General features: G+C 66.3%; 18 protein-coding genes. 12 read left to right on the plus strand and 6 right to left on the minus strand.

From position 1 onward, the window contains the following. The first annotated feature begins 629 nt into the window (after window positions 1-629). The gene (locus ACXJLH_RS25925; RefSeq protein WP_457447237.1) at window positions 630-908 is read left to right on the plus strand and encodes a hypothetical protein; all 279 of its coding nucleotides are present in this window, start codon (window positions 630-632) and stop codon (window positions 906-908) included. 89 nt (window positions 909-997) lie between these two features. Continuing rightward, window positions 998-1,642, plus strand: coding sequence for a hypothetical protein (locus tag ACXJLH_RS25930; RefSeq protein ID WP_457447239.1), 645 nt, complete (start codon window positions 998-1,000; stop codon window positions 1,640-1,642). A 56-nt stretch (window positions 1,643-1,698) separates the two neighbouring features. Here the strand turns inward: ACXJLH_RS25930 and ACXJLH_RS25935 are convergent, their stop codons facing one another. Further along, window positions 1,699-1,899, minus strand: coding sequence for a hypothetical protein (locus ACXJLH_RS25935; RefSeq protein WP_457447241.1), 201 nt, complete (start codon window positions 1,897-1,899; stop codon window positions 1,699-1,701). A gap of 174 nt (window positions 1,900-2,073) precedes the next feature. On the opposite strand from ACXJLH_RS25935, the gene ACXJLH_RS25940 reads away from it, so the two are divergent. After that, the gene (locus tag ACXJLH_RS25940; RefSeq protein WP_056197583.1) at window positions 2,074-2,688 is read left to right on the plus strand and encodes a YitT family protein; all 615 of its coding nucleotides are present in this window, start codon (window positions 2,074-2,076) and stop codon (window positions 2,686-2,688) included. 33 nt (window positions 2,689-2,721) lie between these two features. Beyond that, complete coding sequence (locus ACXJLH_RS25945) at window positions 2,722-2,847, plus strand: hypothetical protein (RefSeq protein ID WP_457447243.1); 126 nt, start codon at window positions 2,722-2,724, stop codon at window positions 2,845-2,847. Window positions 2,848-2,860: 13 nt separating this feature from the next. Here the strand turns inward: ACXJLH_RS25945 and ACXJLH_RS25950 are convergent, their stop codons facing one another. After that, window positions 2,861-3,154 carry a hypothetical protein gene (locus tag ACXJLH_RS25950; RefSeq protein ID WP_457447244.1) on the minus strand — a complete coding sequence of 98 codons (294 nt, stop codon included), beginning with the start codon at window positions 3,152-3,154 and terminating at the stop codon, window positions 2,861-2,863. Between the two features lie 273 nt (window positions 3,155-3,427). Here ACXJLH_RS25950 and ACXJLH_RS25955 point away from each other — a divergent pair, with 273 nt between their 5' ends. Then, window positions 3,428-4,633, plus strand: coding sequence for a vanadium-dependent haloperoxidase (locus ACXJLH_RS25955; protein WP_457447246.1), 1,206 nt, complete (start codon window positions 3,428-3,430; stop codon window positions 4,631-4,633). A gap of 71 nt (window positions 4,634-4,704) precedes the next feature. Here the strand turns inward: ACXJLH_RS25955 and ACXJLH_RS25960 are convergent, their stop codons facing one another. The 3 genes from ACXJLH_RS25960 to ACXJLH_RS25970 all read right to left on the minus strand — a co-directional run bounded on the left by ACXJLH_RS25960 (window position 4,705) and on the right by ACXJLH_RS25970 (window position 7,591). Continuing rightward, window positions 4,705-5,499, minus strand: a complete 795-nt coding sequence (locus ACXJLH_RS25960; protein WP_457447248.1) for a hypothetical protein — start codon at window positions 5,497-5,499, stop codon at window positions 4,705-4,707. A gap of 96 nt (window positions 5,500-5,595) precedes the next feature. Then, complete coding sequence (locus ACXJLH_RS25965; RefSeq protein WP_457447250.1) at window positions 5,596-6,255, minus strand: response regulator; 660 nt, start codon at window positions 6,253-6,255, stop codon at window positions 5,596-5,598. A 205-nt stretch (window positions 6,256-6,460) separates the two neighbouring features. Next, window positions 6,461-7,591 carry a sensor histidine kinase gene (locus ACXJLH_RS25970; protein WP_082532764.1) on the minus strand — a complete coding sequence of 377 codons (1,131 nt, stop codon included), beginning with the start codon at window positions 7,589-7,591 and terminating at the stop codon, window positions 6,461-6,463. Between the two features lie 128 nt (window positions 7,592-7,719). Here ACXJLH_RS25970 and ACXJLH_RS25975 point away from each other — a divergent pair, with 128 nt between their 5' ends. The 7 genes from ACXJLH_RS25975 (at window position 7,720) to ACXJLH_RS26005 (ending at window position 12,865) form a co-directional block, all read left to right on the plus strand. Further along, window positions 7,720-8,730: a sulfate ABC transporter substrate-binding protein gene (locus ACXJLH_RS25975; RefSeq protein WP_457447251.1), complete on the plus strand. Its 1,011-nt coding sequence runs from the start codon at window positions 7,720-7,722 to the stop codon at window positions 8,728-8,730. Beyond that, entirely contained in the window at window positions 8,730-9,569 is an 840-nt protein-coding gene (cysT, locus tag ACXJLH_RS25980; protein ID WP_457447253.1) for a sulfate ABC transporter permease subunit CysT, read from the plus strand. The genes ACXJLH_RS25975 and cysT overlap by 1 nt, the downstream gene beginning before the upstream one ends. Continuing rightward, entirely contained in the window at window positions 9,566-10,450 is an 885-nt protein-coding gene (gene cysW / locus ACXJLH_RS25985; protein WP_056197600.1) for a sulfate ABC transporter permease subunit CysW, read from the plus strand. Before cysT ends, cysW begins: the two co-directional genes overlap by 4 nt. Continuing rightward, window positions 10,450-11,508: a sulfate/molybdate ABC transporter ATP-binding protein gene (locus tag ACXJLH_RS25990; protein WP_056199536.1), complete on the plus strand. Its 1,059-nt coding sequence runs from the start codon at window positions 10,450-10,452 to the stop codon at window positions 11,506-11,508. The genes cysW and ACXJLH_RS25990 overlap by 1 nt, the downstream gene beginning before the upstream one ends. A gap of 104 nt (window positions 11,509-11,612) precedes the next feature. After that, window positions 11,613-11,939 carry a hypothetical protein gene (locus tag ACXJLH_RS25995; protein WP_056197602.1) on the plus strand — a complete coding sequence of 109 codons (327 nt, stop codon included), beginning with the start codon at window positions 11,613-11,615 and terminating at the stop codon, window positions 11,937-11,939. A gap of 116 nt (window positions 11,940-12,055) precedes the next feature. Next, entirely contained in the window at window positions 12,056-12,274 is a 219-nt protein-coding gene (locus ACXJLH_RS26000) for a TOBE domain-containing protein (protein ID WP_056197604.1), read from the plus strand. A 3-nt stretch (window positions 12,275-12,277) separates the two neighbouring features. Then, complete coding sequence (locus tag ACXJLH_RS26005; RefSeq protein ID WP_457447254.1) at window positions 12,278-12,865, plus strand: RBBP9/YdeN family alpha/beta hydrolase; 588 nt, start codon at window positions 12,278-12,280, stop codon at window positions 12,863-12,865. A gap of 24 nt (window positions 12,866-12,889) precedes the next feature. Here the strand turns inward: ACXJLH_RS26005 and ACXJLH_RS26010 are convergent, their stop codons facing one another. Further along, the gene (locus ACXJLH_RS26010) at window positions 12,890-14,176 is read right to left on the minus strand and encodes a hypothetical protein (protein WP_457447256.1); all 1,287 of its coding nucleotides are present in this window, start codon (window positions 14,174-14,176) and stop codon (window positions 12,890-12,892) included. Window positions 14,177-14,196 lie beyond the last annotated feature (20 nt).

A 14,196-nucleotide genomic window follows, 5' to 3' on the forward strand; every position in this document is an offset into this window, starting at 1 on the left:
AACGCAATGGAGCCTGTACTGCCTAGTTCACAACATCGAAAAGCTATCGAAGGCGGGGTTCGGGCAATCCGGGGTTCAGTAACCGGACAAGCAGACGACACAATTGAGGTCAGGCAGGCGCGCAGGCGCCATGGAACCGAAAATTCAGCCCATGTCACCGATGAAGTCACCGACTCGATTCAACAGCCATTCATGCGGGCTGCACGGCAGGAGTGCTTGCGGATACAGGGTTTTTGGACAGCCTCGTTATGCGTCCTGAGATCAAACGCCTCTTGCTGCTGGGGCCGTTGCCTGCGGAGTCCGATGCCACGGTCGAGCATGTACGCCAATTTGAAGGAGTGCTTCGCTCCGTCGCTAAGCCTGTGTCAAATGAAGAGGCCCGCGCTTTGGTCAAACTGTTTGGGCAGGACAACTGCTTTGGCCTTGCATGGTCGCTTCTTCATCTGATCGAGTCCGCACCAGCTTGGCCTTTAGTGGATTGCTTGGCGAACTTGGACAATGAATGGGTGGCATCTCTGAGAGATCGAGCGGTTCGTGGAGGGGTGCTGTGATGCGGCGAGCTACACGCGTCGCAACGCATAACCTTTCGCTGCAGCGGACGGCTTCGCCGCCCGCTGACTTCTGACGTTATGCAGCTTGAGAATTTCACCGAAGGTTGGGACCCTGTGCATGTTGGGGTCGAAGGTGCCACGCTTTCTATTGGCGGCATCAATCCGTGGCTGCACATCCATGACTGGAAGCGAGTTCAGCAAGATTGCATCGTTGTGCCGCATCCCTCCTATCGGCAAGAGCGCCATCGAGCGTGGGTTTACGAGGTCTCCTCGAATGGAAAGACAACACGCTTTGCGGCAACCGAACTCTCGAACGGTGTTTGGGGCTTTTATGTGCCGTGCCATGCCGCTGCATAACCGGTTGCTCAAGCGGACCTGCGCCAGCTACGCTGGCTGGTCCGCTTAGCGCCAACGTTAGGTTGCTTCAATTCACTTCCAATACTTCAATGAACACTCGGTATTTCTTGCTTGCTGTTTCGTTGGCACTGACCGCATGCGCTGCGCCAAACATTTCGCGAGACTTTTCACTTGAAAAGTCTTCGTCCACCGGCGTCGCTACGGGCAGCATTACTTACGATGGCGGCTATGCCGCTTACCGCCTGCACGTGGAAAACAAGGTTGGCGGCCAGAAGTTCCTAATCGAGCACGGTAGTTCGCAAACTCTCAACCTCAGCCTTGCGTTCAAAGGCGAGGATCCCAATCGAGCACTTGGCAAGAAGGGCTCGCCTTTCGCCATTGAATTGCCAGCGGGAATTTACATTGTCAAATCCTGGCAAGTTAGCCAAGGCATGGCAAATGTTTGGTCCACCGCGCCTACCGGAATTGAGTTCGAGGTCAAGCCGCGTGAAGCCATTTATTTGGGCGGCTTCTATTTCCGTGAAACATCAAGGTTTGGTCGCGCGGTTACGGCCTCGACGGTGACGCTGTCCGATCAATCGACCCGCGATCTGCCCGCAATCCGATCCGAGTTTTCTGCCTTGGCAACAGTTCCGCTAACGCAGTCGCTGTCTACCGGAGCAAAGCTTGAAAATATCGGTGGCGCAAGCGATGGCAAGATTAGCATTCCCATTTTCATTCCAGTCGTTCGTTGAGGCAGCAAGCAACCTCTCAAGAAACACCCACCAAATAGTTGATCTGCAAAGAGGTTTCAGGCGGTCTGTGCCACGGGCACGATCTGCATGCCGAGTTGCTCAGCCCGCTGCCGCAGGTTCCTGAGCACCCGCTCCCGGTAGCGCTCCTCGAAGGAGTCCTGACCCGCATCGGTGTACTCCTGGCCTTTGCTGAGCATCGCGTAGATCAACCGCGCCAGCTTGTGAGCTGCCGCCGTCACCGCCTTGCCCTTGTCCATGCGCGCGCACAGCCGCCGGTAGTAGGCCCCCGAGCGCCGACTGGCTGGAGCGCAGCCCGGTTGTTGAGGTGAGCGTTGCGAACCCCAACACGATCAGCGCCTCCGGGTCTGTTGGGGTTCAGTACCCACAGCGAGTGATTGCCGCGACGGCACGCAGTGTGCTTGTGTGACGGCATGGACCGAACTTCAACAGAACCGCCCGTTCACACCTGGCTTGATGACGGCCATGCACTAATAGCGGGCTCGTTGTTCGTCGCCTTGGGCCTCACCATGTTTGCACATGCCGGCCTGCTGACGGGAGGGGTCGCGGGAGTTGCCTTCCTCGCCAGCTACACCAGCGGCCTCAGTCTGGCGCTGTGCTTCTTCGCCTTCAGCCTGCCGTTCTTCCTGCTGTCCTGGCAGCGCCTCGGCAGAGAGTTCACGCTCAAAAGCCTCCTTGCCGTCTCGCTGGTTTCCGCCTGTACGGCGTTGGCACCCAGGGTGGTCCGCTTCGAGTTCCTGAACCCTTGGGTGGCCGCGGTACTTGGTGGCTTTCTCGTCGGATTCGGCCTCCTGGCCCTGCTTCGTCATCAGGCGAGCGTCGGCGGCGTCAATATCGTGGCGCAGTGGCTCCAGCAAACCAAGGGTCTGAGTGCAGGAAAGATTCAGATGTCGGTCGATGTCCTGGTTGTGCTTGCAGCGCTTTTCACCGTGCCGCCCGTTCGGGTTCTGCAGTCAGTCGTTGGCGCCGTGGCCATCGGCGCCATCCTCACACTGAACCACAAACCCGGCAGGTATCTGGGCGTGTAGACAGAGCGCCGTCCCCGGCTTCACCGTGTCGACGTGCCCGACCGGGAAGCCGCCCACCGCTGGGCCGCCAAGATCGCCGCCGCCTGCCGCTGCGCGCAGGACGTGCGCGAGTTCATGCCGCTGCCGCCGGAGGTGGCGGCGCGCCTGAGCAAGGCTTGAACGCGGGCGCCGCTCAGGGCGCCGCAATGCCGTCGATTCGGTCCAGGCGGACGACGATGCGGCCGTGCTGCTGGTTGCGCAGTTCCACCCAGCGGCCCGGCTCGATGCGCGTCACGGCGCCCGAGATCGCCTGCCCGTTCACATAGAGCGTGATACCGCGCTTGTCCTGCAGCGCTGCGTTGAGCGCCTGCTCGATGCCTTGCTCGGCATCCGCCGCATGGGCCAGGCCCGAAGTGAAGGCGAAAGCGACAACAAGTGCGGCAAGCACATGGCGAGCAGAGGATGCTTGGAAAGGTTGTGAAGGCATGACGGTCTCCTGGAACTAAGGCATCGCACTGTGCCTGCCGCCTGTCGCGCGGCGGTTTCAGGCCGGACGGGCGTTTGTTTCGTTTGTTCATGTGCCCACGAGGGCCGTTGACGACCGCGATGCCGGAGGGCCAGTCGCAATGCTGGATTGACGCTCGCATCCCCCGCGGCAATCCTCAACCGAGAGGACACCGAGCCATTGCGCCGCCTTCTAGGGGTTGCTGGGCCACCAGGGCGGGCGGAGCCTCGCAGCGTCGACTGCAAAGGAGCCGCGATGACACTTGCCGCTTGGAGATGCCTGCTGGCCGCCGTGCTGGCGACTGCCCTGCATTCGGCGCGAGCCGACGTTGTCACGGACTGGAACGTCACGGCGCTCGGCCTCACGGCGTCCAGCACGCCGCAAATCGAGATGCGTGCCTTGGCTCTCACGCACGTCGCCATGTTCGACGCCATCAACGCCATCACGCGCACGCACCAGGCCTACATGAGTCCCGCCCCCGCGGCACCGGCCGGCGCATCGGCCGAGGCGGCGGCGGCATCGGCGGCACATGCAGTGCTGGCGTCGATCTACCCGCTGCAAAAGCCTGCACTCGACGCCGCGTTGCAGGCGTCGCTTGCCAAGGTGCCCGATGGCGCCGGCAAGAGCGATGGCAGCGCCCTGGGCCGCCAGGTCGCCGAGCAATGCATCGCCATGCGCAGCAGCGACGGCTGGAACGCCCGCGTCGTCTACACGCCAGCCACCGCCCGAGGCAGTTGGCAGCCGGCGCCGCCCTCGATGGGCGGCTTTGCCTCGATCCACTGGGCCGAGGTCAAGCCCTTCTTCCTCAAATCAGCGGCGGAAGTGACGGCGCCCGGCCCGTTGGCGATTGACAGTGTGCAATACGCCAAGGAACTCGACGAGGTGAGGCGCCTGGGCGGGCGCAACTCCACCGAGCGAACTGCCGACCGGACGGCGGCGGCCATCTTCACGCTGATAAACGGCGGCCAGATGTGGAACGCCGCCGCGCGCGCCGCCGCCACCGCCAAGGGCACGTCGACGCCGGAGAACGCCCGGATCTTCGCCATCATCAACATGGCCGCGCTCGACGCCGTGATCGCCAGCTGGGAGGTCAAGCGCAAGATGGGCACCTGGCGCCCGGTGACGGCCATCCGCGCCGCTTCGAGCAATGCGGACCCGACCTGGGAGCCGCTGATCAACACGCCGCCGCACCCGGACTACCTCTCCGGCCATTCGGCGACGTCAGGCGCCTGGTCCAGGTCGCTTCAACTGCTGTTCGGCAACGACGGCGTGCCCTTCAGCGCCACCTTCAACAACGCGCTGACGCGTCATTTCAGCAGCTTCTCCCAAGCGGCGACGGAGATCGAGAACGCCCGGATCTGGGCAGGCATTCACACCCGCACGGCTGACGAACACGCCACGGCTCTCGGCCGGCAGGTCGCGGAACTGGCCGTGCAACGAGGAATGCAGAAGCTGCCATGAAGCGATCCCCGCGGCTTGAATGAGCGCGATGAGCGCGCACTCGCTTGAGGCGATCAGCACCGTGATCTGAATCAGCGACCCGTGCCCGCCGCGCGCGTGATCTGCACCTGCACCTCGCCCACGCCGGCGAACACATGCCGCGACTGCTGGCCGATGCGGATGTCGTGCACGCCGGTGATCATGCCGGTCGAGATGACGTCGCCGGCGCGCAGGATCTCGCCCTGCTGGGCCCGCTTGTTCAGCGTGAAGGCCAGCGCGCCGAGAGGCCCTGGCTTGATGGCGACCTTGCCGGTGCCGACCGACTGGCCGTCGATGAAGGTCTCCACATTGATGGTTTCCAGCTCGCGCCAGTTGGCAATCTCGGCACCAACGACGACGCCCCAGTTGTTGCCGAAGTCGGAGATGACTGCCCCCGGGCCGATGTCGTTCAGCGTCGCCAGCGGGCTGCTGGCGACTTCCACGCCGATGTGCATGGACTTGACCAGCGGGGCGACGGTGTCGGCCGTCCAGTCGGCTTTGCCTGCCGGCGCATCAGCCGCGACGACGATGACGACTTCGGCCTCGACCGCCGCAAAGCCGCCTTCGAAGACCGGGCATTGCGCGGCAACACCTTGCGCCACGTGGTGGACGTTGGCGGCAAAGGCGGGCCCGATGAGGCGCTCTTCAGGGAACTGCGCCGCGAACGCCGGGTTCACACGAGCGACCTTCCAGCCCTTGACCGCATCGGGCCAGCGCGCGATGGCGGCGGCCTGGATGGCATAGGCCTCGGCCAGCGTCGCGGGCGGCGTGCCGGGGTAGGCTGCGATCGCAAGGCCGGCGGCGCGGGCGGCGGTGAAGGCTTCGGCGATTTGCTGGGTGGCGCTCATGAAGTTCTCTCTGTGCGCCGACCGGCGCGGTGATGCATGCGGTCGGCAATGTACCGCGCAAAACGAAACATGGTTTCACTTCTCGGGAGAGCGGTCCTATCCCGCCTGCTCCATGCGCACCGCGAACAGCGCCAGCTCGACATCATTGCGCACGCCGATCTTCTCCAGCACCCGAGCGCGGTAGGTGGACACGGTATTGGGCGAGAGCACCAGCTGTTCGGCGATCTCGCCCACGCTGCGGCCGGCCGCCAGCAGCTTGAAGACCTGGTATTCGCGGTGCGACAGCAGTTCGTGCAGCGGCTGCGTGTCGTCCGCCTGCCGGCCTCCGCCCGGCCCACCCGCGCCGATGGCGCCGGCCAGCTGCTCGGCCACGCTGGGCGTGATGAAGAGCTTGCCGCGGGCGACGCTGCGCACCGCGTCGATCATCTGTTCGCTGTCCGCGCTCTTGTTCAGGTAGCCGGCCGCGCCAAGCTTCAAGCTGCGCACGGCGTATTGGCGGTCGGGATAGGTGGACAGCATCAGCACCGGCAGCTTCGGGAACTCGGACTTCAGCGCCTTCAGGATGTCCAGGCCGTCGCGCTGGGGCATGGCGATATCCAGCAGCACGACGTCGATCCCGCCGGCGCGCACGCGCTGGATGGCGTCGGGCCCGTTGGCGGCCTCACCGACCACTTGCACGTCCTCGGCTTCAGCCAGCACCTGCTTGATGCCTTGGCGGATGATCAGGTGGTCGTCGCAGATCAACACACGGATCATTTGTCCTCCACGGGCCGAGCGCCGGGCCGCTCCCAAGCCGGCCCGTCCGGGCGATGTGCTTGCCGGTCAATCCGGCAAGCATCGCCGTCCCCCCGGGGGCTGAGGCCGGACATAACGCGCCCAGTGGGCGCGTTGTGCCTGCCGAAGCGCTGCGGCCACTGGCCGCAGCGCGGTCCCGGCCAAGGTATTCCTTGGACGAGGGGCTTCATGCTTGCTCCAACGGCATGACGAGCCTGACGGTGGTGCCCCGCCCTGGAAAACTCTCGATGCCGACCCGCCCGCCGAAGTGTCCCGCCCGCTCGCGCATGCCCAGCACGCCGTAGCTGCGCGCATCGTTGAGCGCCTCGGGCGCCGCGCCCACGCCGTCGTCGCGCACCTGCAGGTAGAGCACCGGTCCCGGCGGCGCGTCCACGTCGAGGCGGATGGCGACGTGCCGCGCCCGCGCGTGCCGGGCGATGTTGGACAGCACCTCCTGGAAGATGCGGAACACCGCGATGGCCAGGCCCCCTTCCGGCGGCACCACGTCGGCGGCCACGTGCATCTTGAAGTCGACCTGGCGCTCGTCGCTGCCGGTCAGTTCAAACTCCTGGGCCTGCCACTCCAGCGCCGCCCACAGGCCCTGGTGGTCCAGGATGCTGGGGCGCAGGTCCGTGATGATGCGGCCGACCGAGTCGACCGCCGTGTCCACCAGGCCGCCCATGCGCTGGCACTTGTCCACCATGGGCTCACGCTGTGTCGCATCGCCGACGCGGCGGGCCAGCCAGTCCAGGTCCATCTTCAGCGCGACGAGCAGCGAGCCAAGTTCGTCGTGGATCTCGCGGGCGATGCGCTTGCGCTCGGTCTCGCGCACCGCCTCCAGGTGGTGGGCCAGCTCGCGCAGCTCGGCGGTGCGCCCCGCCACGCGCTGCTCCAGCTCGTCATGGCTGGCGCGCAACAGCGCCTCGGCCTGGCGGCGCGCCGAGATGTCAACGAAGGTGACGACGGCGCCCTGCACCTCCCCGGCTTCGATGACGGGATAGCTCGAATATTCGGCGGGGAAAGCGCTGCCGTCGGCCCGCCACAGCACCTCGTCGTCAATGCGGCATGGTTCGCCACGGCGAAAGGCGTTGAAGATGGGGCAGTCGCACTCCGGATAGTGGGCACCACTTTCTCGCGAGTGGTGGATCAGCTCATGCATGTTGCGGCCCAGCACCTGTTCCGTGCGCCAGCCCAGGGCCTCGCAGGCGGCACGGTTGACGAAGGTGCAGCAGCCGGCCATGTCGATGCCGAAGATGCCTTCACCCGTGCTTTCCAGCAGCAGCGAGGCGGTCGAGGGGTGGTCAAGGGCAAACGGCATGCTCATGAGATTAGCAAGCAGCGCGCCACTCAATGCCTTGGAACGAATAAGGAAATAAGAAAACTGTCCTTCCGCGAATAAGAGACTTTGGGCACCCTCTCGGCTTTCGTTCACCCGACGGCCCAGTCATGCCCCCTTTCCTGCCCACCCGCCGTGCCCTGGTCGCGCTGATGGCCGCCACGGCTGCCCTGCCCGCCCTGGCCTCGGACGCGACGCTGCTCAATGTCTCCTACGACGTCGCCCGCGAGCTCTACAAGCAGATCAACCCGGCCTTCGTTGCCGCGCAGAAGGCCAAGGGCCAGGCCGTGACCGTCAACCAGAGCCACGGCGGCTCCAGCAAGCAGATCGGTGCCGTCATCGGCGGCCTGGAGGCCGACGTCGTCACGATGAACCAGGCCACCGACGTCGACCAGCTCGCCAGCGCCGGCCTGACGCCGGCCGACTGGCGCAGCCGCTTCCCGAACAACGCGGCGCCCTATTCGTCGACGATGACCTTCCTCGTGCGCAAGGGCAACCCCAAGGGCATCAAGGACTGGAGCGACCTGGCCCGCCCCGGCGTGCAGGTCATCATCCCCAACCCCAAGGTCACCGGCAACGGCCGCTACAGCTATCTGGCCATCTGGGGCAGCGTCATCGCCACCGGCGGCAGCGAGGCCCAGGCCAAGGAGCTGGTGACCAAGGTGCTGACCAACGTGCCGGTACTGGACGGTGGCGGCCGCGGCGCAACGACGACCTTCACGCAGCGCGGCATCGGTGACGTGCTCGTCACCTTCGAGGCCGAGGTCGAACTGATCGAGAACGAGTTCGGCAAGGGCCAGTTCGAGCAGGTCAACCCCAGCATCTCCATCGAGACCGACGCGCCGGTGGCCATCGTCGACAAGGTCGCGGCCAAGAAAGGCAGCGCGGCACTGGCCAAGGCCTACCTCGACTTCCACTGGAGCCCGGAAGGCCAGGAAATCATCGCCAAGAACAACTTCCGTCCGCGCGACCCGGCCATCTTCAAGAAGCACGCACAACGCTTCGCCAACATCAAGCTCTTCACCGTCGACCAGACGCTGGGCGGCTGGGCCAAGGTCAGCAAGACCCACTTTGCCGACGGTGGCTCGTTCGACCAAGTCATGGCCGGGATCAAACGCTGATGGCCTTGTTTCTCTCGGCACGCCGCCGCGTGCTGCCCGGCTTCGCGCCGACGCTGGGCTTCACGTTGTTCTACCTGTCGCTGATCGTGCTGGTGCCGCTGGCCGCGGTGTTCCTGAAGTCCTCGGGCCACGGCTTCGATGCTTTCTGGGCCGCCGCCACCGCGCCGCGCGTGATGGCGTCCTACAAGCTCAGCTTCGGCGCCTCGCTGCTGGCCGCGCTCATCAACCTCTTCTTCGGCCTCATCCTGGCCTGGTGCATCGTGCGCTATGAGTTCCCGGGCAAGAAGCTGGTCGATGCGCTGATCGACCTGCCCTTCGCCCTGCCCACGGCCGTCGCCGGCATCGCCTTGACGGCGCTGTACGCACCCAACGGCTGGGTCGGCGCCCTCTTCGCCAAGTACGACATCAAGATCGCCTTCACGCCGCTGGGCATCCTGCTGGCGCTGATCTTCATCGGCCTGCCCTTCATCGTGCGCACGGTGCAGCCGGTGCTGGAGGACATGGAGACCGAGTTGGAAGAAGCCGCGGCATCACTCGGCGCCCAGCGCTGGACGACCTTCCGCTATGTCGTGTTGCCCACGCTGCTGCCCGCCTTGCTGACCGGCTTCGCGCTGGCCTTCGCGCGTGCCGTGGGCGAGTACGGCTCGGTGATCTTCATCGCCGGCAACATCCCCATGGTCAGCGAGATCACGCCGCTGATGATCATTGCCAAGCTGGAGCAGTACGACTACGTGGGCGCCACGGCGATCGCGGCCGTCATGCTGATCGTCAGCTTTGTGCTGCTGCTGGCCATCAACGGCCTGCAGGCCTGGAGTTCGCGCCGGGGAGGAAAGCGATGAGCACGGCTTTGCACCTCGCACCACCGCGTGCCCGCGCCAAGTATCAGGACAACCCGGCCACGCGCGAATCGCCCGCGGTGCGTTTCACGCTGCTGGCGCTGGGCCTGACCTTCTTCGCCGTCTTCCTGCTGCTGCCGCTGGTGGCCGTGTTCACCGAGGCGCTGCGCAAGGGCTGGGAGGTGTACTTCGCGTCCATCGCCGAAGAGGAAACCTTCTCCGCCATCAAACTGACGCTGATCGCCACGGCCATCGCGGTGCCGTTGAACCTGGTGTTCGGCCTGAGCGCGTCGTGGCTGATCGCCAAGCATGAGTTCCGCGGCAAGCAGCTGCTGATCACGTTGATCGACCTGCCCTTCTCGGTCTCACCCGTCGTGGCCGGCCTGATGTATGTGCTGATCTTCGGCGCCCAGGGCTGGTTCGGCCCCTGGCTGCAGGCTCACGACGTGAAGATCATCTTCGCCGTGCCTGGCATCGTGCTGGCGACCGTCTTCGTGACCTTCCCCTTTGTCGCCCGCGAGCTGATCCCGCTGATGCAGGCGCAAGGGCGCGACGAGGAAGAGGCGGCCACTGTGCTCGGCGCCAGCGGCTGGCAGACCTTCCGCCGCGTCACACTGCCCAACATCAAATGGGGCCTGCTGTACGGCGTCATCCTGTGCAATGCACGCGCCATGGGCGAGTTCGGCGCGGTGTCGGTCGTCTCTGGCCACATTCGCGGCCTGACCAACACGCTGCCTTTGCACGTCGAGATCCTCTACAACGAATACCAGTTCGCGGCCGCCTTCGCCGTGGCCTCGCTGCTGGCGCTGCTGGCGCTGGTGACGCTGGTGATCAAGCAATTCATCGAGTGGCGCGCCAGCCAGTCGTCGCACGGGAGCGAATGATGGGTATCCAGGTTCAGAACATCCACAAGAGCTTCGGCAACTTCACCGCCTTGGGTGACGTGTCGCTGGAATTCCCGACCGGCGAGCTGGTGGCTCTGCTCGGCCCGTCGGGCTGCGGCAAGACGACGCTGCTGCGCATCATTGCCGGCCTGGAGCAGGCCGACCGCGGGCGCGTGCTGCTGGACGGCCAGGACGCTTCCGACACGCATGTGCGCGAGCGCCAGGTCGGCTTCGTGTTCCAGCATTACGCGCTGTTCCGCCACATGACGGTGTTCGACAACGTCGCCTTCGGCCTGCGCGTGAAGCCCAGGAAGCAGCGCCTGCCCGAGACCGAGATCAGGAAGCGCGTCACCGAGCTGCTCAAGCTCGTGCAGCTGGACTGGCTGGGCGACCGCTTTCCGCCCCAGCTCTCGGGCGGCCAGCGCCAACGCATCGCCTTGGCGCGTGCGCTGGCCGTCGAGCCGCGCGTGCTGCTGCTGGACGAGCCCTTCGGCGCGCTGGACGCCAAGGTGCGCAAGGAGCTGCGCCGCTGGCTGCGCCGCCTGCACGACGAGCTGCACATCACCAGCATCTTCGTCACGCACGACCAGGATGAAGCCCTGGAAGTCGCCGACCGCATCGTGCTGATGGACCACGGCCGCGTCGAGCAGGTCGGCACGCCGCAGGAGGTCTACGAGCGCCCAGCCACGCCTTTCGTCTACGGTTTCCTTGGCGCGGTCAACCGCTTCGTCGGCCACTCACGCGGCGGTGTGCTGCACATGGGCGAGCACCAGTTGCCGCACCAGGGCGCGCATGGTGACGGCGAAGTGCAAGCCTATGCACGGCCGCATGAACTCCAGATCCTGACCGACGAGTCGGCGCACGGCTTGTCGGCCACCGTGGAGCGCGTGCTGTCCTTCGGCGCGAGCGCGCGTGTCGAGCTGATCGGCCCGGATGGCCAGCCGCTGGAGGCAGAGCTGACGCGCGAGGAGGCGGACACGTTGCGGCTGCAAGGCGGGCAGCGCGTGAAGCTGAGCGCGGCACGGTTGAGTCTGTTCGAGGCCGGCGCGGGCATCTAGGGGGTCACCCCCGCCGGCTGTCCGCTTGCTGGTCGGGTTTGCGTCCGTCCAGGCAAGGGTCAGCGTCGACGAAGTCCGCCGGCGGGCCCTGCCAGGAGCCCGCCATGCCCATCCCCGCCCTGCAGCGCCGCCTGATCGGCCTCGCCGCCCTCGCCGTCCTCGGCGTCTACCACCTCACCCGGCCTGCTCACGCCTGTGGGCTCCCACGCCCTGCATCGGCCGTCGTGCCCGAGTCCGCTGCCAGTGCCGCCAAACGCCGAAACGACACGGCGCTGCGGTTCGATCCGCCCGCAGCCGGGAAGCTGCGTCCGACCCGGGCCGATTACGAGGACTGCATCGATCACCCTTCACTCGACGGCCTGGTCACCGATTGCTCAGCGCTGCTGCCCGAAACGCCAGCCAAGCCCGCGCGCCCGGCCAAGGCCCGCTGAGCCGCGCCGCACCCGGCTGGCATATTCGGCCCGCGCATGCGCTGCTGCGCATTGCTTCCTTCCTTGATCGCAGGGCGCTGACCACACTGGGGGTTCCACTGTTCAAGGAACACCCAATGAGCATCACCGCCATCAACGTGCGCAACCAGTTCCGCGGCACGATCAAGGAAATCATCGAAGGCCCGGTCGTCTCCGAGGTCGACGTCCTCACCCGCAACGGCGACATCGTCACTTCGGTCATCACGACACGCTCGGTCAAGGACCTGGGCCTGGAGGTCGGCCGCGAGGTCGTCGCCCTGGTCAAGTCCACCGAAGTGTCGATCGCGACGCTGTAAGCCATGGCCTACCAGCCGCCGCGCGTTCTCATCATCCCGGGCCTGCACGACAGCGGCGCGGCACATTGGCAGACCTGGCTGCAAGGGCAGTACCGCGACGCCCGCCGCGTCACGCAGCGCGACCCCAGCAAACCCGAGCTGGAGCGCTGGGCCGAGCGCATTCAGCGCACGCTGGAAGTGGCGGGTGAAGGGGAATGGCTGGCCGTGGCCCACAGCTTCGGCTGCCTGGCGCTGGCGCGCCACCTGGCTGACCACCCTGACTCCCCCATTCGCGAGGCCCTTTTCGTTGCCCCGGCCGAGCCTGACAAGTTCGGCATCGCCGAGTCGCTGCCCCACCATCGCCTGCCGCGCCGCTCGCGGCTGATCGCCAGCAGCACTGACCCGTGGATGAGCGCCGCCAGCGCCGCGCGTTGGGCGCACCGTTGGGGAGCGAGTTACAGCAATCTCGGCCCGGTCGGGCACATCAATGCCGAGGCCGGCTTCGGGCCCCTGCCGCTGGCCAAGAGCTGGATCGAAGCGGCCCGGGCGCGCGCCGCTGCCGAGCAGCGGCCGCGCCATGCCGAGTTCCGCGAGTGGGCCTTTGCCATCTGAAGTGGCGGCTCGGCAGCCGAGAGTTCAACAGCCGTGGACGAGGAACTCGACCCGCCGGTCGAGCGCGTCGGACAGGTCGTCGCGGCCGTTGCCGATCAGCGCCTGCCTGGAGCCGACGCCACTGCTGGCCAGTCGCGGCGTCAGCTTGGGTGCCACCCGCTTCAACTCGCCCGCGACCATCTCCGCGCGCATCAGCGAAATCCTTTCGTTCACCGGCTCGGCGCCGCTTGCGCTCGTGTGGCCGACCACGTCCAGGCAACTCGGCCGCGCCGCAGCGCGGCGGCCGATCTCGCTCATCCACATCGCATAAGGCAACGCCGTGGTGCCCGGCGGCGACCAGATCGCCGCGGTGCCGGGCTTGAACAGCACCTTCACGCCCAGCCGCTTCTGGTCGAGCCCTTGCTCGACGATGTCGCCGAAGGCCTTGGCCGCCGCCGACCGCTGGCCGAGCCGCATCCGCGTGAGGTACAGCCCGGTGTGCACGCGCAACTGGTTGCCGCCGGGGCTGGCCAGCGCCGTCTCGAACAGCGTGGCGGCTTGCGCATAGCGCTTGGCGGCATAGGCCTCGCTGGCCTCAGCGATGGTCGCAGCCGTCACGATGCGGTCGATGTACAGCGGGTGGATGGCGTCGCCGGGCTTGGTGCCTTGACAGGTGCGCACATAGCCGGTGGTGGCATCGTCCGGCGCCCAAGCCGGTGAATCGGCGAACAGCGGCAACGGCGTCGTGTCTACGCCCTCGGGCAGCGCGAAGGCCAGGCCTTTGCTGACCAGCTTGCCGGTCTTCAGGTCCGCCAGGGCCAGGCAGATCCGGAAGGCTTCGCGCCTGCCCTCGCTCTTGCGCTCGGCATTCACGCCGGTGAAGGTCCCGGTCAGGATCAGCGGCCCGCGCACGACGTTGACCGGGTTGAACGGCTTGACGTTGTAGCGCGGGTACTGCTGGCCGATCAGCTTGACCAGTTGCGCGCCCAGCGTCTGCGTGGCATTCGATTGAAGCCCGGTCACACCGTCCACCAGAGGGTCGATCACCAGCTCCCGGGCCTCGGCCGGCTGCGCATCGGCGAGCAAAGCCGTGGCGGCGCGCAGCACGGCGGCATCGAACGGCAGCGTGGGGGGTGGCACCGGCGCCGGCGGCGGTGCAGGCACGGCGGCCGGGACCGGCGCTGCCGCGGGGGCCGTGGCAGCGCCGGGGGCACCGCAAGCGCCCAAAAGGCTCATGAGGCTCACGGCAGCCAACACCGCCAGCCGCCAGCCGGCCCTGGCCGGCCGGACCTGGAAGACAAAACTGCCGCGTCTGATTCGATGCTGTGTCATGGCGCGCTCGCGTCGGGCCT

The organism is Roseateles sp. P5_E4 (assembly GCF_054049255.1).